General features: G+C 69.4%; 15 protein-coding genes. 5 read left to right on the top strand and 10 right to left on the bottom strand.

Annotated features, from left to right (window positions below):
- Positions 1–56 precede the first annotated feature (56 nt).
- Positions 57–1709, bottom strand: a complete 1653-nt coding sequence (locus BSZ36_RS02885; RefSeq protein ID WP_094545822.1) for an aldehyde dehydrogenase family protein — start codon at positions 1707–1709, stop codon at positions 57–59.
- Positions 1710–1880: 171 nt separating this feature from the next.
- Positions 1881–4271 carry a S9 family peptidase gene (locus BSZ36_RS02880; RefSeq protein WP_218827538.1) on the bottom strand — a complete coding sequence of 797 codons (2391 nt, stop codon included), beginning with the start codon at positions 4269–4271 and terminating at the stop codon, positions 1881–1883.
- A gap of 118 nt (positions 4272–4389) precedes the next feature.
- Between BSZ36_RS02880 and BSZ36_RS02875 the strand changes: the two genes are divergently transcribed.
- A complete protein-coding gene (locus BSZ36_RS02875; protein ID WP_094545820.1) occupies positions 4390–5154 on the top strand; it encodes a phosphatase PAP2 family protein in 765 nt (254 codons plus the stop codon).
- Between the two features lie 212 nt (positions 5155–5366).
- Here the strand turns inward: BSZ36_RS02875 and BSZ36_RS02870 are convergent, their stop codons facing one another.
- Together BSZ36_RS02870 and BSZ36_RS02865 are read right to left on the bottom strand one after the other, a co-directional pair.
- Positions 5367–5999, bottom strand: a complete 633-nt coding sequence (locus BSZ36_RS02870) for a hypothetical protein (RefSeq protein ID WP_094545818.1) — start codon at positions 5997–5999, stop codon at positions 5367–5369.
- Between the two features lie 303 nt (positions 6000–6302).
- A complete protein-coding gene (locus BSZ36_RS02865) occupies positions 6303–10490 on the bottom strand; it encodes a T9SS type A sorting domain-containing protein (RefSeq protein ID WP_094545816.1) in 4188 nt (1395 codons plus the stop codon).
- A gap of 117 nt (positions 10491–10607) precedes the next feature.
- Between BSZ36_RS02865 and BSZ36_RS02860 the strand changes: the two genes are divergently transcribed.
- Positions 10608–11372, top strand: a complete 765-nt coding sequence (locus BSZ36_RS02860) for an enoyl-CoA hydratase (RefSeq protein ID WP_094545814.1) — start codon at positions 10608–10610, stop codon at positions 11370–11372.
- A 65-nt stretch (positions 11373–11437) separates the two neighbouring features.
- Here BSZ36_RS02860 and BSZ36_RS02855 read toward each other — a convergent pair whose 3' ends face one another.
- The 4 genes from BSZ36_RS02855 to BSZ36_RS02840 form a co-directional block, all read right to left on the bottom strand.
- Complete coding sequence (locus BSZ36_RS02855) at positions 11438–12118, bottom strand: DUF922 domain-containing protein (RefSeq protein WP_094545812.1); 681 nt, start codon at positions 12116–12118, stop codon at positions 11438–11440.
- Between the two features lie 51 nt (positions 12119–12169).
- Positions 12170–16102: a methionine synthase gene (gene metH, locus BSZ36_RS02850; RefSeq protein ID WP_094545810.1), complete on the bottom strand. Its 3933-nt coding sequence runs from the start codon at positions 16100–16102 to the stop codon at positions 12170–12172.
- Positions 16103–16250: 148 nt separating this feature from the next.
- Positions 16251–16961 (bottom strand): DUF1963 domain-containing protein, encoded by a 711-nt coding sequence (locus BSZ36_RS02845; RefSeq protein ID WP_218827537.1) that lies wholly within the window; start codon positions 16959–16961, stop codon positions 16251–16253.
- Between the two features lie 113 nt (positions 16962–17074).
- Positions 17075–17350, bottom strand: a complete 276-nt coding sequence (locus BSZ36_RS02840) for a YiaA/YiaB family inner membrane protein (RefSeq protein ID WP_094545806.1) — start codon at positions 17348–17350, stop codon at positions 17075–17077.
- Positions 17351–17438: 88 nt separating this feature from the next.
- Here BSZ36_RS02840 and BSZ36_RS02835 point away from each other — a divergent pair, with 88 nt between their 5' ends.
- The 3 genes from BSZ36_RS02835 (at position 17439) to BSZ36_RS02825 (ending at position 19362) form a co-directional block, all read left to right on the top strand.
- Entirely contained in the window at positions 17439–18029 is a 591-nt protein-coding gene (locus BSZ36_RS02835; RefSeq protein ID WP_094545805.1) for a TetR/AcrR family transcriptional regulator, read from the top strand.
- A gap of 174 nt (positions 18030–18203) precedes the next feature.
- Positions 18204–18989, top strand: coding sequence for a 1-(5-phosphoribosyl)-5-[(5-phosphoribosylamino)methylideneamino]imidazole-4-carboxamide isomerase (locus tag BSZ36_RS02830; RefSeq protein ID WP_094545803.1), 786 nt, complete (start codon positions 18204–18206; stop codon positions 18987–18989).
- Positions 18982–19362 carry a hypothetical protein gene (locus tag BSZ36_RS02825; protein ID WP_094545801.1) on the top strand — a complete coding sequence of 127 codons (381 nt, stop codon included), beginning with the start codon at positions 18982–18984 and terminating at the stop codon, positions 19360–19362. Before BSZ36_RS02830 ends, BSZ36_RS02825 begins: the two co-directional genes overlap by 8 nt.
- A 108-nt stretch (positions 19363–19470) precedes the next feature.
- Here BSZ36_RS02825 and BSZ36_RS02820 read toward each other — a convergent pair whose 3' ends face one another.
- Positions 19471–21801 carry a hypothetical protein gene (locus tag BSZ36_RS02820; RefSeq protein WP_094545799.1) on the bottom strand — a complete coding sequence of 777 codons (2331 nt, stop codon included), beginning with the start codon at positions 21799–21801 and terminating at the stop codon, positions 19471–19473.
- Positions 21798–22373 (bottom strand): hypothetical protein, encoded by a 576-nt coding sequence (locus tag BSZ36_RS02815; protein WP_218827536.1) that lies wholly within the window; start codon positions 22371–22373, stop codon positions 21798–21800. The genes BSZ36_RS02820 and BSZ36_RS02815 overlap by 4 nt, the downstream gene beginning before the upstream one ends.
- Positions 22374–22497 lie beyond the last annotated feature (124 nt).

The raw sequence follows: 22497 nt of genomic DNA, 5'->3' as shown, positions 1-22497 counted from the left end.
CAGTGCTTGTGCGGAAGCGGTGGGAGCGCCACGGGGCGCCCATCCCGGGTACAGCGTTATTTCCTGAACTTCCGGATCAGCGCCTCCACCTGCGGGTCCGGGATCGCGAGCGTGGACGACGCCGGAGCGCCGTCGCCAGAGGCCTCTGGCGATGCCGTGGGCCGCGACACGGGCGCGTTGCCCGCGCGGTCGAGCAGGCGACGCTCGATCTCGTCCATCCAGCCGCCCGACGTGGAGGTGCCGGAGCCTCTGGCGCCAGAGGCCGGGGCAGGACGCGATTCGGAGCGAGAGGCCGACCGAGACGCCGGCACGGGCGTCTTGCCGCGCTGGGCGTTCGCCGCCAGAGGCTGCCCCGCGTCGTCGTTGAGCGGGGCTGTCTCGAACGCGACGCGCTTGACGTTGATGAGGTGCAACGGCGAGACGTTGTCGCTCGTGATGCTCCCGCCGACGGTCCCCGGCCCGAGCGTCATCGCCGGGAAGAGCTTGGTCGTCATGCCGACCGAGCCCAGCGCGGCGACCGTGTTGACGACGATGCGCATGGACGGCTTCTTGAGCGCGAACTGCTCGATGGCCCGCTCGCTCTGCGCGTGGATCGCGAGCGTGTGGCCGATGCCGCCGAATTCCAGGATCTCGATGCAGCGCTCGCAGCCGCGCTCCCACCCGTCGGCGACGTAGAAGCTGAGGATGGGCGAAAGTGTCTCCATCGACAGCGGCTCGTCCTTGCCCACCGCGTCCACTTCCGCGATGAGGGCGCGCGTGTCGTTGGGGACCGTGAAGCCCGCCATCTCAGCGATGCGCATGGGGCTCTGGCCCACGATCTCCGTGTTGAACCGCCCGCCGGGCTTGATGATGGCGCGGAGCTTGGCCCGCTCCGCGTCCGAGCAGACGTACCCGCCTCTGGCGCGGAACGCCTCCAGCAATTCGGTCCGGATCGGCGCGTCCGCCACGACCGAGCGCTCGGTCGAGCACAGCGTGCCCCAGTCGAAGCTCGTGCCGGTGAGCACGTCTGCGGCTGCCTTGGCGACGTTCGCGGAGCGGTCCACGTAGACCGGCACGTTGCCGCTGCCCACGCCGTAGGCGGGCTTGCCCTTGGAGTACGCCGCACGGACCATCGCGCCGCCGCCGGTCGCGAGGATCACGTCGGTGATGTCGTTCTCCATGATCTCGTTTGTCCCCTCCATGGTCACACGCGTGAGGCACGCGAACAGGCCCTCGGGCGCGCCAGCGGCGTAGGCGGCCTCGGCCACGACGCGTAGCGCCTCCGCCGTGCAGTTCGCCGCGCGCGGGTGCGGGCTCATCACGATGCCGCAGCGCGCCTTCGCCGAGATAATGGCCTTGTACATCGCCGTCGCCGTCGGGTTGGTACTCGGGATGAGCGCGGCCACCACGCCCATCGGGGTCGCGACTTCCCACACCTTTCCGCCCTCCAGCTTGCGCACGATGCCGGCGGTCTTCATGCCCTGCATCCGCTCCTGGAGCGTGCGCGTCGCGAAGAGGTTTTTCTGCCGCTTGCTCTCGGCTCGTCCGAAGCCTGTTTCCTCGTGCGCCATCACGCCGAGCCGTTCGGCCTCTCGCGCGCCAGCCTCCACCATCGCGTCCACGATGCGGTCCACGTCCTCTTGCGGCGTGGCTTTAAAGCGGCGCTGGGCGTTGCGGACACGCGTGAGCGCGTCGCGGGCTTCCTGAATCGAGGTGAGATCGGCGTCCATCGGGGGCGGTCGGCTGGGGACCCGGAAGGTACGGGCGCCTCTGGCGAGGGAGGTCTGGGTTCTGGACACGAACTCCGCTGCCGCCTCTCGCGCCAGAGGCCGCGCCCCGACACAAAAACGCCTCTGGCGTCACGGCGGACGCCAGAGGCGGAATGGGACGGAAATGAAGTGCTACTGCGTGCCGGCAGCGGAGGCCATCGACATCGCGCCCTCCCCAAGGTTATCCCGCACGAAGTTCGTCATCAGCGTGTAGAGGTGGAGCCGGGTGCCCCGGCCCTCGTAGATGCCGTGCGTGCGGCCGGGGTAGATCATCATCTCGAACTGCTTGCCCTCGGCCTGGAGCGCGTCCGCCATGGCGAACGTGTTCTGGGGGTGCACGTTGTCATCGGCGTCGCCGTGGACCATGAGCAGCGCCTGGTCGTCGCGGAGGTTCGCCGCGTAAGTAACCGGGCTGCCCAGGTCGTAGCCCTCGGCGTTCTTCTGCGGCGTGGAGAGGTAGCGCTCGGTGTAGATGGTGTCGTACTGGCGCCAAGACGTGACGGGCGCGACGGCCATGCCGGCCGCGAAGGTCTCCGGACCGTCGCCGTAGGTCATCGCCAGAAGCGTGAGGTAGCCGCCGTAGCTCCAGCCCCAGATGCCGACGCGGTCGGCGTCGACGAAGTCCATCGCGGCGAAGTGCTGCCCGGCGGCGATCTGGTCCTCGGCTTCGAGGATGCCGAGGCGGTTCTGCGTGGCGGTCTTAAAGGCGTAACCGCGGCCACCCGTGCCCCGATTGTCCACGCCGGCCACGATCACGCCGTAGGTATCGGCGAGGTAGTGGTGCCAGAGGCGCTCGTTTCCGGCCCACGCGTCGCGCACCTCTTGCGAGCCCGGCCCGCCGTAGGTGTGGATCAGGAGGCCGTACTCCTTGCTCGGGTCGAAATCGCGCGGCTTGACGACGTACGCGTTGAGCGGCGTGCCGTCCGCGCCCGGAACGGTCATGAACTCCGGCGCGGGGAGATCATAGGCCGCCAAGCGCTGGATGAGCGCGTCATTGTCCACGAGGACGCTGACCTGATCGCCCGACGTGCGGTAGAGTGCCGTCGTCGCGGGCGTGGTCGCGTTGGAGTACGTGTCGATGAAGTAGTCGAAGTCCCGCGAGAGGTCGACCGAGTGCGTGCCGGCTTGCTCGGTGATCTGGACCGGCGCGCCGCCCGCCAGAGGCACGCGGTAGAGGTGCCGCTCCAGCGGGCCTCTGGCGGTCGTGGTGACGTAGATCTGGCCCTCGGCCTCGTCGATGCCGTGGAAGTCGGTCACGTCCCACTCGCCGCGGGTGAGCTGGCGGACAAAGGTGCCGTCGTTCTTGTACAGGTAGAGGTGGCCGTAGCCGTCGCGCGGGGAGCGCCAGGCGAAGTGCTCACCGTCCTGCAAAAAGGTGATCGTGCCGGTTTCGGTATCGGAGAAGCCGTTCTCCACCTCGACGTACGCGCTCACGTCCTCCTGGAGGACCGTACGGACCGCGCCAGAGGCCGGGTCGGCGTAGAGCAGGTCGACGTGGTTCTGGTCACGGTTGAGGCGGAGCATCCATACGTCGCGCCCGCCGTCCGCTAGCGGCGGCGTCCAGCCCATGGCTGCGATGTACTCGGTCTCGTCGCCGCCCTCGAACCACGTGTCGGTGTCGAATAAGGTGGTCTCGCCGGAGGAGGCATCCACCACGCCGACGCGGATCTCGGAGTTGGCTTCGCCGACCTTGGGGTAGCGGAAGCTGGTCAGCTCGGGGTAGAGCGTGCGCGAGTCGTACATCGTGAAGTCCCGCGTGCCGGATTCGTCGAGTTGGTAGAAGGCGATCAGGTCGCCCTCAGGGTGCCAACGGAAGCCGTCGCGGAGGCCGAACTCCTCCTCGTACACCCAGTCGAAGGTGCCGTTGATGACGGCGCCCGGGCCGCCATTGGTGGTCAGCGCGGCCTCCTCGCCCGAGGCGAGGTCAACGACGTACAGGTTGCGGTCGCGCACGAAGGCGACGTGGCTGGCGTCGGCGTTGAACTTGGCGAACATCTGCAGGCCTCTGGCGCGGTCGGCGACGGGCTTCACCTCGCCAGAGGCGAAGTCGTAGACGTAGTAGTAGCCCTTGGTGTTGAGGCGCCAGACGCGCTCGGAGTCGGTGTAGAGCAGCGCTTTGGAGCCGTCGGCGGAGTACTCGTAGTCCTCGATGGCGATGAGGCCCTCGCCGTCGGTCTTGGTCAGGCGCGCGCCGTCGATGAGCACCTCGCGGCCGTCGTCGGTGAGGTCCAGCCGGACGAGGCTACTGGCGCCAGAGGCCCGGTCGGTCTCGACGTAGAGCAGTTCGGGGCCCTCGGCGGCCCAGCGCCCGCCCTGGAAGCCGTCGCCGTAGAACTCGCCGCTGTTGAACAGCTTCTGGAGCGTGAGCTCGGCGGCGGGGGCGGCCTCTGGCGCCCGCATCGGGATGGCGGGCGGCATCGCCGCAGACTCGGTCGTGGGGGCCGGGGTCTGGGCCGTCGCGCAGCCCGCCAGAGGCAGGCCAAAGGCGAGGAGGAAGACGTACGGGTGAAGCAGTCGGCGCATGGTGTGGGCGTTCGTGGTAGGCATCCCTCAAAGTACGGTGGAGCCTCTGGCGTTCGTGTGCGCCGCCGCCGCGTCAGGGATCTCGGGGACCCTCCCCCCTCTTGCCCGTACACGCCCGATGTCTCCTCACCTCCGCAGCGCCCGCGCTGCCGCCCGCACCGCTCTCACCAGCCTGCGCCAGAGGCACGATCTGGCCCTTCTCGCCGCGCTCGTGGTCCTTGCGGCGGGCACATGGGCGTTCGTGGGGCTCGCAGACGTGGTGACGGACGGCGAGGCCCGCGCCATCGATGAGCAGGTACTGCTCCTGTTTCGTACCCCTGGAGACACCGCCGACCCCATCGGGCCCTCCGCAGTGGAGGAGGCGGTCCGCGACATGACGGCGCTCGGGGGCGTGCTGCTCACGTCGCTCGCCACGCTGTTCGGCGTCGGGTTTTTCCTCTTGGATGGGCGCCCGCGGATGGCGGCGTTTCTCGCGGGCGCCGTCCTCAGCGGGGTGGCGCTGACGTTCGCGCTTAAAGCCGGGTTTGCGCGTCCACGGCCGGACCTCGTCGCGCACGGGATGGAGGCGCTGTCGGCCAGCTTTCCCAGCGGGCACTCGGCGACTTCCGCCGTGGTCTACCTCACGCTCGGGGCGCTTCTGGCGCGGGCCTTGCCATCCAGGCGGCTCCAGATCTACGTCGTGGCCTCGGCGGTCACGCTCACGCTCGCGGTGGGAATGAGCCGGGTGTACCTCGGCGTCCACTGGCCTACCGACGTGCTCGCAGGGTGGACGGTCGGGGCGTTCTGGGCCGCGGCGGCGTGGCTTCTGGCGCAGGACCTCTGGCGGCGAGGCGTCCTCGAAGCGGGGCACGTGCTGGATGCGGAGGGGCAGGCCGACGGCTAGGCGGACCAAGCTCTGAACAGCAGGGCCGCTACCGCGCGGAGGGGAGTCATCCCGGCGCCAGAGGCGCACCTGACCAAACTGTAATGCGAGTGCAAGCGGGTGGTAAGCACGGCGCGATGTTGGCGTGGGAGGCCTCTGGCGAATACAAACGCGGGCCGCTTCCCCCTACAGGAAGCGGCCCGCTCAGGACGATTCGCATCGGTACGCGAGGATCAGTCCGGTAGGTTGAAGACGGCCTTCACCTGCTCATAGTTACGGAGGTCGATTCCCGTTTTGCCGAGTTCGGCAGATTTCCGCGCGTAAACGTCCGCTTCGAGCGTGACAAGGCGCATCTCGATCTCGTTGGGCAGTAGGTCCGCGAAGAGCACGCCGGGGTCCTGGTCCGCGCCGGGGAAGCTGTCCGAGCGAGCGGAGGAGAGAACGTCCACGTAAAGGTCCTCGTTGTCGAAGGCGTACGTGTACGTGATGGTGTACTCCACGACCGGAAGGCCGCTGTCCAGCTCAACCTCGTAGCCGACGGTTACGGGAAGCGGCGTGTAGGTCTGGCCCGTCGTGGACACGTCGAGGATGAGTTCGTTGTCCGCGTAAAGGAGGACGAGGGCTCCATCTCCGGCAAAGCGCAGCGCGTCCTCGACCTCGTCGCGGTCGCTGGTGCCCTGAATGTCATCGGTGTCGAACGAGGCCGTGCGGGTGTCGCTGCTCAGTTCGAAGCCATCGGTATCGAGTTCGAAGTCGACCACGCGGACGAGCGCGTCGCGGTCATCTCGGTCGTCTTCGTAGTAGGTGTCGCAGGCGGAGGCAAGCGGAAGCAGAGCCGCCAGGAGGAAGAGGGTGGCAGTACGCATGAGGGGAAGGAGTTGTGCGGGGGGCCGCGAGTGGGGACTACAGGCGAGCCGCACCGCTGGCGGGCGGGGTAACGGCAGGCCCTGCCCGTTCGTCTGCAACCGCTACGCCAGAGGCCTCTAGCGGCGAAACCTTCGCATACGCGGCGGTTCTGCGTCCGGCATCGTGGACAGCGCGCGTGCCGGGCGATCACGGCGCCGGGCACCTGCAGCCCACGCCAGTCCTGCGCCTCTGGCGCCAGGGGCGAACGCAGCGCGGAGGGCCCGCCTGTGCGAGCCCTCCGCGTCTCCGTCTCACGTGCTTGCCTAGCGCACGACCGTCAGCCGGCGCGTCTCCGCGAAGCCGCTGGCGCCCGTCATGCGGACCACGTAGACGCCCGCCGCGAGCGACTCCGTGTCGAGCGTAGCCTCGTGCGCGCCAGAGGCCCGCTCGCCGCTGGCGAGGACGGCGACCTCGCGGCCGAGCGCGTCGTATAGCGCCACGCGCACCTCGCCGGCTTCGCCGACCGAGTACGGCACGCGCACGATGCCTCGGACGGGGTTGGGCTGCGGCACGCCGAGCGCGGACGCGGTCACGCCCGCTTCCGTATCCGTTGCGCCTCTGGCGAAGGCGACGGTAAAGCGCGTCGCGACTTCGCCCTGGATGCGGAGCGGGTACGCGCTCGGAAGTGCGCCCTGTGCCGTCTTGGCCGCTGGCGCCTCGGCCGGGAGCACGAGCGCATCGCCCGAGAGAAGGTTGAGGCGGAACGAGCCCTCGGTCGTGAGGTCGTAGGTGCGCCCCGTCGTGCGGTCGTGGAGCGTCGCGAGCCAGCCGTCGGGCATGGCGACGGGCTCCCAGGCGATCTCGGCGTCGGCGCTCGTCGCCTCGCCAGAGGCCAGCGCCTCGGCGTGGACGGCGATCTCCGCCTCGCCGGGGACCGACGCGACGGCCAGCGCCTCGTCGGCGCCCAGCACGCGCGCCACCAAGCGCACGGCGTCGCCAGAGGCTTCGAGGGCGTACCCGTCACGGGCGTCCAGGCCGAGCGCGGACTGCTCGTCCAAAACCAGCCGGAGGGTGTGCTCCCGCGCGTGGCCGGACACCTCGCCAGAGAGCGTCAGCGCGACGTGCGGAAGCACGGTCTCCGTTTTGCCGCTGGCGCCAGAGGCGCTCTCGCCCGAGCCCGTGAGGCCGTACACGTCGGGACGTGTGCCGGTGCGGGCGGAAGCGGACGCGGTAAGGACGGGGTTCGCGTCCATCGCGTAGGCAAAAAAGCCCTGCGCGACGGGGATCACGCCGCCGGTGAGCGAGCCGCCGACGCCGTTGGTCCACTGACGGTAGTCGCCGTAGCCGGTCACGGGGTCCACGTTGAAGGCCGGGTCGTAGACGTAGATGGTCGAGGAGACGTTGGTGCGCGTCCAGCCGCTGGCGCTCCAGTCCAGCCCCTCGTCGTACGGGTTGCCGAGCAAGTTGGCACCGGTGAACTCAGCCGCTGGCGTAAACGTGATCGGGAAGGAGAAGTCCGTGGTGCGCGCCGTTCCGGCCGCCAGAAGCTCTTTCGGGAAGACACCCTGCACGCCGTTGGTGTAGGCGTCCTCGTCCTGGAAGGCGTAAAACCAGAAGCCGCGGCCCTCGGGCACGGACGAGGAGGTGGCGGGAACGGGGTAGGTGTTGTTCGCCTCGTTGTAGAGGAAGACGTTGGCGTAACCGCCCGGGTTGGTCGGGTCGCCGGAGTTGTCGGGGTCGAAGTCGGCGCCCTGGTAACCGGCGGTGTAGATGCTCGTGAACAGGCCCGGCGTGATGGGCTCTCCGGGCGGATCGCCTCCCAGGCCGAGGTCGGCGTACGGGAGCGACATCGCGCGCCAGCCCTCGCTGCCGTTGAGCGTGATGACGAAGCCGACGGCGTCCACGGTCACAACCACATCGGTCGCGTTGTAGGCAACCGAAACGACGTAGCCCGGCGGCGCGTCGACGGCGTCGAACGTGCCGGTTACGCTCGTGGCCGTCAGCACGGTGTAGCTGTCGCCGACCTCTGGCGCGGCGCCGTCGGCGATGGAAAGCGAGAGGGTGCCGGCGAGTGCGGCTGCGTCGTTGACGGCGAGTTGGTCGTAATCGTCACCCGCGGTGGTGCCGCCGATGCTGGCGAACAGCGTGGCGCCAGAGGCCGGGGCCCAGGGCTGGCCACGCCATTCGAGTACGCCCGTGCTGTCGGGCGAGCCTGGCGAGGTGTCCCCGGACTGGGTAAACGCGGAGCCGGCGATGTCGAACCGCGCAAAGCCCGCGATGCGGCCACCGGCCTGGTGGTCCATCGGCACGTCGACGTCGAGCGTGTTGCCGCGTGTCTCGACGGTGCCCGCGTTTGCGAACGAGCCGCTGGCGTCGGGGCTGTACAAACGTGTAGCCGAGACGCCGCCGGGCGTGCGTACGAAGAGGCCCGCGTTCGTCATGGCGCCACCGGCGACGAGCGCGATCTCGTCGTCGTTCCACTCGATGGTGCCCGCGTTCGCGAGGACCGTTTCGGTCCCGCTGATGGTGCGGCGCGCCCCGTTGAAAAACCCGGTGATGCGGAGGAGGCCTCCGTTCGTGAGCGTTTCCCCGCCGATGAGGTCTGCGGTGAACCACTCGATGCCGGACCCGCCGATGTTCCAAGCCGCGTCCCCGAGCGAGGCGATCTGCGCGTCGCCGGTCATGCGGATCACGCCTGCAGGGTCGTCGCCCAGTGCGGGCGCGGCCGTCCCCGTCGTGGTCCCGGCGAACGCGTGCGTGACATCGGTCCCACCTTCGAAGTTCAGCTGCGCGCCAGAGGCCACCATAAACGTCGCGCTGGTGGTCCGTGAGTCGACGCCGATGTCGATGCGGCCTACCTGGACGTCGATGGTGCCGGTGTTGGCGAAGAGGCGAGAGCCGGTGTTCGCGCCTTCAAACACGAGCTCTGCCGTCGACACGCCGGGAAGGGTTTTGGTGATCGTCCCGGTGTTCGTCAACGCGCCGTCGTCGACGAGGAACAGCTGATCGTCTTGCCAGTCGACGGTGCCCGCGTTGACGAACTCGGTGCCGAGGCCGTTGATGGAGCGCTGGTTGAGGCTGAAGAAGCCGGTGATGACGACGAGGCCGGTGTTGGTCAGCGCCTCTCCGCCCACGAGGTCCGCTTCCACCCACTCAATCCCGGTGCCGCCGAAGTCCCAGACGGCGCCCGCCTCGGCCTCGAACTGCGCGTCTCCGCTCATCCGGAGCACGCCGGCGGGCGTGCCCGAGGTGGTCCCGGCGAAGGTGTGCGTGACGGCGTCGCCGCCGCCGAAGGCGAGCGTGGCGCCAGCGGCCACGCCGAGCGCGGCGCCGGCGGTCCGCGATGGTGCGTCGATGTTGATCCGGCCGATCTGGACGTCGATGGTCCCTGTGTTGGTAAACGAGCCCGGTACCGCGCCAGAGGTCTTGATCTCCGCGGTCGCAACGCCGGCGACCGTTTTGATGATCGTCCCGTTGTTGCTCAGCGCGCCGCCGTCGATGAGATAGAGTTGGTCATCCTGGAAGTCCAGGACGCCGAGGTTGTCGAAAGCCGTCGAGGCACCCGCGATGGAGCGTTGGATGTTGCTGAAGAACCCTGTAATGACCACGAGCCCCTGGTTCGTCAGCGTCTGCCCACCGATGAGGTCGGCCTGGTCCCACTGAATGCCTGCGCCCGCGATGTCCCAGATGGCCCCGGCGTCGGCGGCAAACTGCGCGTCTCCGCTCATGAGCAACACGCCCGCAGGGTCGTCCCCGCTAGCGAGTGAAGCGGTGCCCGAGGTGGTCCCGGCAAAGGCGTGCGTGACGGCGTCGCCGCCACCGAAGGCGAGCGTGGCGCCAGCGGCCACGCCGAGCGCGGCGCCGACAGTCCGCGAGGGCGCGTCGACGTTGATCCGGCCCGTCTGGACGTCGATGGCGCCCGTGTTGGTGAAGAGCCCCGGCGTCGCGCCAGAGGTCTCGAGCTCTGCCGTCGCGACGCCTCTGGCGGTCTTGACGAGAGTGCCGTTGTTGGTCAGCGCGCCTCCATCGACGAGGAAGAGCTGATCGTCCAGCCAGTCGATAGTGCCCTCGTTGACGAGTTCGGTCCCCAGGCCCGTGATCGCGCGCAGGGCGCCCGTAAAGAAGCCGTCGAACTGAACGAAGCCGTTGTTGGTGAGCGTGGCCCCGCCGGAGAGCACTCCGACCCTCCACTCCCACCGGCCGTTCGCGCCAATCGTGCTCGGCGCCGCGATTGCGATCCCTTCGTCGGTGTCTAGCGTCTGCGTGCCGCTGGCGCCGCCGAGCGTGAGCGAGTTCACGTTGATCTGCGGCGGCGCGTTGTTGGTGACGGTGTACGTCCCGGCTAGCGTGACGCAGGCGTCATCGGCCGGACCAGGAACGCCGTTGTCCCAGTTGCCCGGGACGTTCCAGTCTCCGCTCCCGGCGTTAGTCCACGACGTGGTGCAGGTCTGAGCGAGGGCCTCTGGCGCGACAAGCGCGGCGAGGGCGAAAAAAGCGAGGGTGCGGAGCATAGCCAGGATGCGGTGAGAAAGCCTTTCCCTCTCTCATGCGTCACCCCGATCCAAACGGGACCACGAGAGCCGCCCTTTCTTTCCCGCTAGCTTGCAGCCCCCTCCGAACGACCCGACATGACCGACCACGTCCGATCCACCCGCGACGGCCGCGTGCTGCACCTCACGCTGGCCCGCCCCGAGAAGAAGAACGCCCTCACGCGGGCCATGTACGCCGCGCTCGCCGACACGCTGACCGAGGCCTCTGGCGACGCGCAGGTGCGTGCCGTCGTGCTCAGCGGCGAGGGCGGCAGCTTCACGGCCGGCAACGACCTGTTCGACTTCATGATGGAGCCGCCCACGGATGAGACGAGCCCGGTCTTCCAGTTTCTCCATGCCGCGGTGGCGTTCCCCAAGCCGCTGATCGCGGCCGTCGACGGCGTCGCCATCGGCATCGGGACGACGATCCTGCTGCACTGCGATCTCGCCTACGCCACGCCAGAGGCCCGCTTTAAAATGCCCTTTACCGATCTCGGACTGGTGCCCGAGGCGGCGTCTTCCCTCCTCATCCCGCGCATGGCCGGCGGCGCGAAGGCGGCGGAGTTGCTGCTGCTCGGCGAGACGTTCGGCGCGGAGACCGCGCGCGAGGTCGGCCTTATCAACGGTGTGGAGGCGGAGCCTCTGGCGGTGGCGATGGAGAAGGCGCACGCGCTGGCCGCGAAGCCGCCCGAAGCCGTCCGGCAGTCCAAGGCGCTGCTGCGGGCGCCGCTGCGCGAGCGCGTGGACGCGGTCATGCGCGAGGAGGCCGAGTTGTTTATCGCGCGGCTCCAGAGCGAGGAGGCGCAAGAGGCCTTCACCGCGTTTATGGAGAAGCGCGCGCCGGACTTCTCGCGGTTCGAGTAGCGAGGCACGGCCTCTGGCGCCAGAGGCCGCCGCACTGGGTAGGCCGTAAGACCCGTCGCCAGAGGCTACTGGGAGCGACGCGCCATCGACCGCGCGCTCTGCGGCCAGTAGGCGCCCTGCGTGCGGCCGTGCCCGTTCTGGTCGTCGAACTGCCGCTGGCGCTGCTCGCTGACCTCGCGGAGGCGCTGCGCAGCGCGGCGCGCGGCGACGTCCATGTCCGCGCAGGTGGTGGTGCGGAGGTTGGCGAGAACGTGGTAGATCTCGCGGGCGCCCCACTCCGCGATCTCGCGGTGGCCGTCCTCGTGGCGACGCAACGCGGACTCGAAGCGCGTCCAGTCGCGGCGCAGCTCGTAGGGCGCGTCGCGCGGCTCGATCCACTCGGGCAACGTGATGGTGACGTTGAGGTCGATGCGGATCTGGTCCAGCGTGCATCCCCGCTCGGTCTCGTTCTTCCAATAGCGATACGCGAACTGCGTCTCCGTGAGGCCGAAAAAGTCGGCGCCGCCGGACTTCGGGCCTCTGGCACGCATCGAGGTCAGGATCTCCTGCTCCGTCCGCCCGCGCACGGAGTAGGTGTTCACGTCGATGATGGTGAACACCGGCGAGCCGGCGCTGGAGTCCCCCCCGGCGGAGGCTTCGGGCGTGACCGTCCCGACGACCTCGTCGCTCGTGTCCGCTCGCGCGAGCCATAGACTCGCTCCCAGCAGGAGAGCGCCAGCGAGTGCAGCGGAGACGAGGAGGCGCATAGGACCGGGGGGAGGCTCTGAGTATCGCCCGCCCCCGCCCCCGGTTTAAGGCTACGCGACAGGCGGCGATTCGGGAACGGCCGCACCGCCAGAGGCGCCATCGCCCGAGAGGGCCTCTGGCAAGCGCTCGGCGGGCGCCGGCTCGTACGCGAGCACCGGCATCAGCCACCGCTCCGCCTCTGGCGTCGTCATGCCCTTGCGGGCGGCGTAGTCCTCCACCTGGTCCTTCGCCAGAGGCCCCACGTTGAAGTAGGCGGCGTCGGGGTGGGCGAAGTAGAGGCCGCAGACGCTCGCGGGCGGGTTCATCGCGAGGTGCTCCGTTAGTTCGACGCCCGTGCGGGCCGTCGCGTCGAGAAGCGCGAACAGGGTCGGCTTCTCGGTGTGATCGGGCTGGGCGGGGTAGCCGGGCGCGGGGCGGATGCCGCGGTAGCGCTCGCGCGTGAGGTCGTCCACGCTCAGGTTCTCCTCTGGCGCATAGCCCCAGTGCGTCGTGCGGACCTCACGGTGCAGCCACTCGGCCGCGGCCTCGGCGAGGCGGTCGGCGAGCGACTGGATCAGGATGGCGCGGTAGTCGTCGCCAGCCTCGCGGGCCTCTTGCGCGAGGTCAACCGAGCCGTGGACGGTTACCACGAACGCGCCGAGCCAATCCTGCACGCCCGAGTCCTCTGGCGCGATAAAGTCGGCGAGGGCGCGGTTGGGCTTGCCCGGCGTCTTCTGGGTCTGCTGCCGCAGCGTGTGGAACGTGGTGGGGCCAGTGGGAAGTGGGGAGTGGCCAGTAGCAGACCCGTCGCCAGAGGCCGCGCCATTCTCTGCCACTGGCGACTGGCTACTGGCCCCTCCCCCGCTGCCCACCACGACGTCGTCGCCGGAGGCGTTCGCGGGGAAGATGCCGGCCACGGCGCGGATGTCCAGCGCGCCAGAGGCCTCAAACTCGTCGAGCAGGGCCTCGGCGTCTGCGCGGAGCGCGCGGGCGGTATCGCCTCTGGCGTCGTCGTCCACGTCGCTCGCTTTCATCTCCCACGCGATAAAGAACGGGCCCCAGTCGATGATCGGACGCAGGTCCGCAATGCTCGGCGGCGCGATGTCGAGCACGCCAGTGGCCGCGGGCGCCGTGACGCTTTCCCAGGTCAACTCCTGCTTGTTGGCTCTCGCCTTCGCCAGAGGCAGGATGTTCTGGCGCCTCTGGCGCCCGGCGTGCGCCTCGCGGACGCGCTCGTAGTCGGCCTCGGCGGCGGCGAGGAACGCGGCGCGTCCCTCCCCCACCAGGGCGCTCACGGCCGGGACGCTTTTGCTCGCGTCGAGGACGTGGACGGTCGGGCCGGTCCGCTGCGGCGAGACCTTGAGCGCGGTGTGGAGCTTGGAAGTCGTCGCGCCGCCGATGAGGAGCGGAAGCTGGATGCCCTGCCGCTCCATCTCGCGCGCGACGTGCACCATCTCGTCCAGGCTGGGTGTAATGAGGCCGCTGAGGCCGACCACATCTACGTGGTGCTCTTTCGCGGCGTCCAGAATCGTCTGCGCCGGGACCATCACGCCGAGGTCGATCACCTCGTAGCCGTTGCAGCCGAGCACGACGCCGACGATGTTTTTGCCGATGTCGTGCACGTCGCCCTTGACCGTCGCCATGAGGACCTTTTTGCGCGCGACGGTCTCGCCGGCCTGCTCGGCCTCGATAAACGGCGTGAGGTAGGCCACGGCGCGCTTCATCACGCGGGCGCTCTTGACGACCTGCGGGAGGAACATCTGGCCGCTCCCGAAGAGGTCGCCCACGCGGTTCATGCCCGCCATGAGCGGCCCCTCGATCACGTCGAGAGGCTTCGGCAGCATGGCGCGCGCCTCCTCGGTGTCGGCCTCAATGTGCGTCGTGATGCCCTTAACGAGTGCGTGGGCCAGCCGCTCCTCGACGGGCCTCTGGCGCCAGGCGTCGTCCTTCGCCTGCGTCACGCCAGAGGCCGTGTCGCGAAGCGTGTCGGCGTACGTCACCAGGCGCTCGGTCGCGCTGTCCCGGCGGTCGAACAGGACGTCCTCGACCAACTCCAGAAGCTCAGGATCAACCTCGGAGTAGACCGCGAGCTGCCCCGCGTTCACGATGCCCATGTCCATCCCCGCCTGCACGGCGTGGTACAGGAACGAGGCGTGCATGGCCTCGCGGACGACCTCGTTGCCGCGGAACGAGAAGCTGAGGTTGCTCACGCCGCCGCTCACCCGCGCCAGAGGCAAATTGGCCTTGATCCACCGGACGGACTCGATAAAGTCGATGGCGTAGCGGCGGTGCTCCTCCAGGCCCGTCGCCACGGCGAAGATGTTGGGGTCGAAGATGATGTCCTCTGGTGGGACGCCGACCTCCTGGGTGAGGATGTCGTAGGCGCGGCGGCAGATGGTCTTGCGGCGCTCCAGTGTGTCGGCCTGACCGTCCTCGTCGAACGCCATCACGATAACGGCCGCGCCGAAGTCACGGGCGCGGACGGCCTGGGCGCGAAACGCGTCCTCGCCCTCCTTCATCGAGATGGAGTTGACGACGGGCTTGCCCGGGATGCACTTCAGGCCGGCCTCGATCACCTCGAACTTGGATGAGTCGACCACGACAGGCACGCGCGCGATGTCGGGCTCACTCATCGCCAGAAGCAGGAAGCGCTCCATCTCCTTCGCGGAGTCCAGCAGCCCCTCGTCCATGTTCACGTCGATCATCTGCGCGCCCGCCTCCACCTGCTGCTTGGCGACCGTCAGCGCCTCCTCGCTCTCGCCGCCTTTGATCAGCCGCGCGAAGCGCTTGGAGCCGGTCACGTTTGTGCGCTCGCCGATGTTGACGAAGTTGGTCTCGGGCCGGAACGCCAGAGGCTCCAACCCGGCCAGCCGCAGCGTGGGATTCGCCTCTGGCGGCGTGCGGGGCGCGATGTCGCGGACGGCGTCCGCAATGGCGCGGATGTGCTCGGGCGTGCTGCCGCAGCAGCCGCCGACGACGTTGACGAAGCCCTCGCGCGCGTAGCCCGCGATCTGCTCGGCCATGTAGGCCGCGCTCTCGTCATAGCCGCCGAGTTCGTTGGGGAGCCCCGCATTCGGGTACAGGCTGGTGGGCACGGTCGCGACGCGCGACAGCTCTTCCACGAACGGGCGCATCTGGGCACTACCGAGCGCGCAGTTGAGCCCGAACGCGAGCAGGTTGGGCGTGTGCGCGAGCGAGATCCAGAACGCCTCGACGGTCTGCCCCACGAGCGTGCGCCCGCTCTGGTCCACGACCGTACCCGAGACGAGAACCGGAAGGCTGGTCCCCGTCTCGCGCTCGAACTCACGCAGCGCCACGACCGCCGCCTTGGCGTTGAGCGTGTCGAAGACAGTCTCCAACAGGAAGAAGTCCACACCGCCCTCGGCCAGCGCCTCGATCTGCTCGCGGTACGCGTCCTTGACCTGATCGAACGTGACCCCGCGGAAGCCCGGGTCCTCCACGTCGGGCGAGAGCGAGAGCGTCCGGTTCATCGGCCCGATGCTCCCCGCTACGAAGCGGGGGGACTGGGGGCTGGAGACTGGGGACTGAGCAGGGTCTCGATGCGCATCCACGCCTCTGGCGCCAGAGGCGTCTCCCACGCCAGAGGCCTCTGGCGCGCGTCCCACTGGCGACTGGCCACTGGCCCCCTCCCTCCACTGCTCGATGGCCTCTCGTGCGAGGTGGGCTGCGGCGACGTTGATCTCGCGGACGAGGCCCGTCATGCCGTAGTCCTCCATCGAGATGGCCTGGGCGTTGAACGTGTTGGTGCTTACCACGTCCGAGCCCGCCTCGAGGTACTGCACGTAGATGTCCCGGATGGCGTCCGGCTGCGTGAGCACGAGGAGGTCATTGTTGCCCGCCAGAGGCGAGCCCCAGTCGGCGAAACGCTCGCCGCGGTAGTCCGCCTCGGTGAAGCGGTGGCGCTGGATCATCGTGCCCATCGCGCCGTCGAGGACGAGGATGCGGCGGGCGAGGATCTGGCGGAGGGCGTCGGCGCTAGACATGCGGATCGGTCGGTTTTGAGCAAGCTAGGCCGTCCTACGCGCCAGAGGCGGCGCGTGCCTCTGGCGGAAGCGCTTCGCCGCCCCGCCCTCGGTGTCTTCGCCGGATCGCCACACGCCAGAGGCGAACGCGCCGCGCCCGCCAGAGGCGTCATCCGCAGGCCCAGCCGAACGCGAGCACATCGGCGTGCTCGGGGCAAACACTTAGGTGCCCGGCGCCCATGTCGCCGAAGTAGATCGGCAGGTGGTCGTGGGAGTCGAGTTGAAGCAGCACCTCCATCTCGCGCCCGCAACGCCGGCAGGCGGGGCGCTCCGGGCTCTGCACCCAGTGCGGCCAGCCGCCCAGCTTGTCGCCGGCGCGGGGCCAGCCGTCGTCCGCCAGCGCGTCCCACGTCGCGTCGTCCAGCTCCACCGATCGCACGGCGGCCTCCTCGTAGAGCGGCGGCTCCTCAAACGCGGTCCAGCCTGTGATGCGCCGCGGCGGGAAGCGGTCCGGGATGGCCTCTGGCGGCGACGAGAGCGCGGGCACGCCGCTTGGGACGACGCGGCGCACGACGTGGGCGTCGGAGAACGGCGCCCACCCTTCCAGGTCCACGTCGCACTTTGGGTCCGCGTTGGTGCAATAGAAGGCCTGGATCAGGCCGGTGCCCGCCTGCGCGCGGGTCGGCTCCGGGAGATCGGCGGTGTTGAGCTGCGCCAGAAGCTGAAGCGGGCGCCCGCAGTTGGGGCACTCGGGCCACGTCTCGCCCTCGGGGATCCACGCGAGGCCGGAGAACGAGGACGCGTCAGCCGGTCCCATCTCGGCGGATGTTAGGGGCGCCCAGGCGGTGCGGAGAAACGGACGGAGAACGTCGGGGATCATCACGATTCTGGCGGGTGTGCCGGAACGTACGCGAGCGCGGTGACACCTCTGGCCCAGCCTCTGGCGCGGCACGCCAGAGGCCAAGCGGCGCCCACTCTGGCCGCGGTCAGAGGCTACACGTCCAGGTTGCCCAGCATCTGCTCCGTGCGCGCGTCGCTGACCTTGTTGAGCCATTTTTTGGCCTCGTGGTCGTCGCGGAGCGTTTTGGCGAGCGTGAACGAGGAGCCGACGAGGAAGAGCGCGCCCATGGCGATGTAGCCGCGGATCCACGGATCGACGGGGATGTGGTAGATGCCGAGGCCCATTGCGAGGGCGGCAAGGGCGAACGAGGCGACGACAAAGCCGCGCCAGGAAGCGGAGTCGCGGCGGAGGTCGGGTTCTTTGAACATGGCAGTGAGAGTCTAGAGGAGAAAGTGTTGACAGTGTCAACATGAAATCCAATGTTGACAGCGTCTACTCGGTTCCCGACCTTCCGCGATGCCCTCCGCGTACCACCACGGCGACCTCCGCCGCGCCCTCCTCGACGCCGCCTCTGGCGTGCTCACCGCCGACGGCGTCGCCGCGCTGACGCTCCGCGGGCTGGCCTCTCGCGTCGGCGTGAGCCGTACGGCGCCGTACCGGCACTTCGCGGACAAGAGCGCCCTTCTGGAAGCCGTCGCCGCAGAGGGGTTCGAGCGGTTGCAGACCGTCGTCCGCGAAGCGCGGGAGGCGGGCGCCGATACGCCAGAGGCCTTCGTGAAGCTCGCGCAGGCGTACGTCGGCTTCGCGTTGAGCCACCCGGCGCACTACCGCCTGATGTACGGCCGCGAGGCGATCTCGCGCCGCCAGAGGCCCGCGCTCCAGGTGGCGGCGGACGCGCTCTACGACGAGTTGGTGGGCGCGCTTACCGCCGCGCAAGAGGCCGGCGTGATGCGCCAGGGCGACGCCGAGCCTCTGGCGTCTATCGCCTGGGCTCAGGTCCACGGGCTGGCGATGCTGATGGTGGAAGGCCAGATGGAGCCGCCCGACGACGCGATGGCGCTTACCGCGCTGGCCGCGCGAGCACTGCTGGAAGGCCTCGCGCCGTAGCGCCTCTGGCGGCGGCAGGCCTCGCCGCGGTGGGAGACCGGGGCACTTCTGCGTGCGGCCCGGCGTTTTATCCTCTGGTGGCGGTTTTCTTTCCACCGTCGCCTCGCTCTTTTCGTCAGACGCTGCTCGCCGGAGGTTTCTCGCCAGAGGCGCCGCGCCGCGCGATCTTGTCCCATGCTCGTCATCCCAGCCATCGACCTCCACGGCGGACAATGCGTCCGCATCCGGCAGTCGCGCTACGCCGTGGAGACGGACTACTTCGCCGACCCCGTCGCGATGGCGAAGCTGTGGCGCGTGATGAACGCGAAGGTGCTCCACCTTATCGACCTGGACGCGGCGGGCTGGGTGGAACCGCAGCAGCCGGACAACGACACGCCGCACGACAACCACGGCCCGGTCGCCTCTATCGCGCAGGCGCTGGACATCCCGGTACAGGTCGGCGGCGGCATCCAGACGCCAGAGGCCATCGAAGCGACGCTCGCGCTCGGCGTGTACCGCGTCGTGTTCGGGCCCGTAACGGAGGCCACGGCCGAGGCCGCTGGCGACGCCGTGGCCCGGTTCGGCGCCCGGCGCGTGATCGTCGCCATCGACGCGCAGCACACCGGGGTGACGGACCCGCCCGCCCTCGCGGCGGACCTGGAGGCGCGTGGCGTGCGCCGCATCGTGTACACCGACGTGGACCGCTCGGGAGAGCGGACGCGCCCGAACATCGAGGCCATCCGCGCGCTCGCCGACCGGCTAACCTTGGCCAAGGTGACCGCCGCGGGCGGCGTGACGGGCTACCCGGACCTTCTCGCGCTCCAGACCATCGAACGCTCCGGCGTCGACTCCGTCGTCGTGGGCCGCGCCCTCTACGAGAACACCTTCCCGTGCCAGCGCTTCTGGTGCTGGCAGAAGCCCCAGGACGTTGACCTCTCCCGCTTTTCCACCGCCCGCCTCGCCCTCCGCTCCGATGGATAACTCGCCCCTCGCCTCTGGCGCCACGCCAGAGGCCTCACACGACTCCCGCAACCAGGGGCTCGGGATGCTCCGGTGGGCGCTCGGCGGCCTCGCCGTTTTCCTCGTCACCGCCAGCGGCTGGACGCTCGTGCGCGCCATTCAGAACCCGGACGTGCGGCTCAAGCCGCAGTGGGTGGCCGAGGGCCGCACCTTTGACCACTCGTTCTGGAGCCCGCTCTTGTTCACGGTCGTGATCGGCTCGCTGCTCGTCGGCTGGGTCCTCTGGCGCGCGTACCAGCGTCTCCGGTCTGGCGAGGACCTGTACGCCGAGCGCTTTGGCAAGGGCCTCCGGCGCAACCGCGAGTCCCACCTCACCGACGGCGACCGGGCGTAGCCTCCGACGGCACACCCCGACGTACGAGCGCCCCGCGAGCCGAAGCCCGCGGGGCGCGTTCTTTTTCGCCAGAGGCCCCGCTCGCGCGCGCCTCTGGCGAGAGCAGCCTTAGCGGCTGAACCGGTCGAACAGCGCCGCCTGGGCCTCGAAGACCCACTGGTGCATGATGGTCTCCTCAGAGACGCCGACCTCGCCGCTGATGCGGCGGGCGTCGGAGCGGCCCCAACGCGCGATCTCGTCGAGCGAGACCACGCCGGCCATGTAGAGCGCGCGCTGCGTGTCCTCGTCCACACTGGAGATGACCGTGAGGTCTTCGGCGCCTTCTGGCACCTCGAATGCGGGAACGTCTGCCTGCGCCGCCTCGGCGGGAGGCGCTCCGGCTGGGGGCGCAGCGGGCGGAGCCTCTGGCGCGGGCGCCGGCTCGGGCGTGCTGGGCGGTGCGGATACGAACGAGTCGGCCGACATCCTCATCGCCTCGGGCGACGCGGGGTCGTCACTCGGCGCCGGCTCTTCCAGGCGCGGCATCCCGTGCTCTTCCGCGAGCGCCATCTCGGCTTCGATGTCGATGCCGAAGTCGAACGACGGCTCGGCGGCGAGTTCGCTCGCGACGACGGGCGCCGGGAAGTCATCGTCGGAATCTGGGGCGGGCGCCTCCGCCAGAGGCGAGGCAGACGCTGGCGGCACGTCGCCGACCTGGTCGATTCCGATTCCGCCGATGGTCTGGAGCGGCTCGTCGTGATCGGGACGGTCGGGGCGCGAGATCCACGTCGTGGGCGCCGCCTCGGGCTCCTCCACCTCGACCGAAGGCTCGTACGAGGGCGTTGCGGGCGACGCGCCAGAGGCGCGGGCGGTCGTGGCGTGGGCCTCGCGGTCGGCCTGGCGGCGCGGTGCGGCGGCTTCCTGCGTGCTCCCGAAGGTGAACGCGGGAGTCTCGGCCTCTGGCGCGGGGGCCTCCGTTTCCGGGGTCAGAAACGAGACGATCTCGAACGCGCCAGCGGGCGCGGCCTCCGGCACGGCGTCCTCCTCAGCAGCGGCTGCGCCCTGCGAAGCGAGAGATGCTTCCTCGAACGTAGGCGCCTCCTCGAACACGGGCGCCTCTTCGAAGGCCGTGGCCTCTTCGAAAGCCGTGGCCTCCTCGAATACTGGAGCCTCGTCGAAGATCGGCGTATCGTCGAAGACTGGAGCCTCCTCAAAGGCAGCAGGCGCCGGGGGGGCGTCCTCAATGTGGGCCTCTGGCGCGAAGACCTCGGGCGCAGTTGGCTCGGGCGCAGCAGGCTCGGGCGTGTGGGCCTCTGGCGTCGTGGGCGCTTCGGGTGCGGCAGCGTCATCGGCGGTCGCCGAGAAGTCATCGATCGGCATCGCCTGAAAGACGAACGGGGCATCGTCTGCGGGCGCCTCCTCGGGTGCCGTCGCCAGAGGCGAGGGCTCGTCGGGCTCAGAAGCGTCGAAGGACAGCGGCGAGACCTCCTCAAAGCCGAGCGGATCAGGGTCGTTGAGCGTGGGCAAACCCGTCGCGTCGGGCACGACAGGCGAGGCCGGGTCGGCGTCCTCGTTGAACGAGAAGCTCATCGGCTCGAACGAAGATGCCTCCTCCCCGGTCTCAGCGTCTCCCGCCGAGGCCTCTTGCGCGAACGGCGTGGTGGCTTCGGAGAACGAGAGCGGATCGGGCGTGGCCTCAAACGAGAGCGGATCTACAGAGGTGAACCCATCGCCGGCGGGGTCCGCGTCATCGAAGGACGGCGCCGGGTCGATCGTGAACAGAAACGGGCCCGGCGTAGCCGAGTCGTCGTCGTCCTCAAAGGAGGCCTCCTCGAAACCCGTCGCGGCGAACAGCGAGTCGCCAGAGGCGTCCGGCGTGAAGCTGTTCTCGGCGTCGTCGAAGGTCACGTCTTCGAACGGCGTGAACGCGAGGTCGTCGCCAGAGGCCTCGTCGGACTCGAACGTGAGGGGCAAGAAGGGGCCCTCGGCCTCTGGCGCACCGAGGTCGGCGGCGGGGAGCGCGTTCTGCTGCGCGGGCGGCAGCCCGACGCCTTCGCGGACGGCCTCGATCTGCGTGCGGATGTCGTGGAGCTCGGCGTCGCGCTTTTGCACCTCGTGGCGGAGCTCCTGGCGGAGGCCCGTCACGGCGTGGTGCTGGCTCTCCACGCTCTCCTTGACCGCGTCGATCTTGCGCGAGAGGTGCTGCCTCTGCGTCTCGCCGTTGTCCTGCTGCTGGAGCACGATGTCCTCGATGCGCGAGGTCAGCTCGCGCATTTCCCCGAGCCCGTTGCTGCCGCCGGCGGGCGCGCCAGCGGAGAGAGCGGAATCGACGGCCTCGCGGTTTTTCGCTCGATAGAAAAAGAACGCAGCGATGCCGGCCACAACCGCGGCGGCGACGCAAATCAGCGCCACGATGATGTTTTGCATGGCACCGGCCAGCACAAATGTGAGAATCGTCATGACGAGGAAGAGTCGGAAACGAGAGTGAGGGCGTGCGGACCGGAGCCCGCGCCGAGGATGACGCGGGGCTCCAGCACGCCCGCTCGGTCGAAGAGGCGGCGCAGCGTCGCGGCGCGAGCACGGGCGAGAGTTGCGTCGGGCGCGGTCGCCGCGATGCGGAACGAGTCCGTGCGGACGGAGAGGCGGCCGGCGATGCGGAAGAGGTAGGGGCGCAGCGTGGGCTCGATCTGCGCGCTGCGCTCCGAGAACCCGATCTGGACCGCCTCCAGGAGCAGCCCGAGTTCGACTTCCAGCGGCTCCTCGCTGGCGTCTTCGAGGCGCGTGATCATCGCCGTCGGGATGGGCTTCGCCTCCGAGGGAAACATGGAGAGCAGCGAGTCCAGCCCGACCGTCTCCGCGCCCATCGTCGCGGCCTCTGGCGCGCGCCGCGCCGTGTCCGGGAGGGCGGGTGCGAGGGCCGCCGTAGACGGCTCGCCCATGCTCGGCTCGGACGATGCCGCCGGGTACGCCACGGAGGGCTCCCCGGAGGTCATCACCAACGCGGCCAAAAGCGCGAGGCAGAGCAGGATCAAACCCGCGATCGCGAGGACCCCCTTGCTCGGCAGAGAGGGCCCCGTCGTAACGGGGTCGAGTAGTTTGGTAACGTCCATGGATGTGCGGACCGCACGCGAGGGACTTTGGAACACGGTTATGACA

Source organism: Rubricoccus marinus (assembly GCF_002257665.1).
GTDB lineage: Bacteria > Bacteroidota > Rhodothermia > Rhodothermales > Rubricoccaceae > Rubricoccus > Rubricoccus marinus.
Note: the sequence above shows the minus strand (reverse complement) of the source record. Positions and strands in the feature narration are given on the sequence as shown.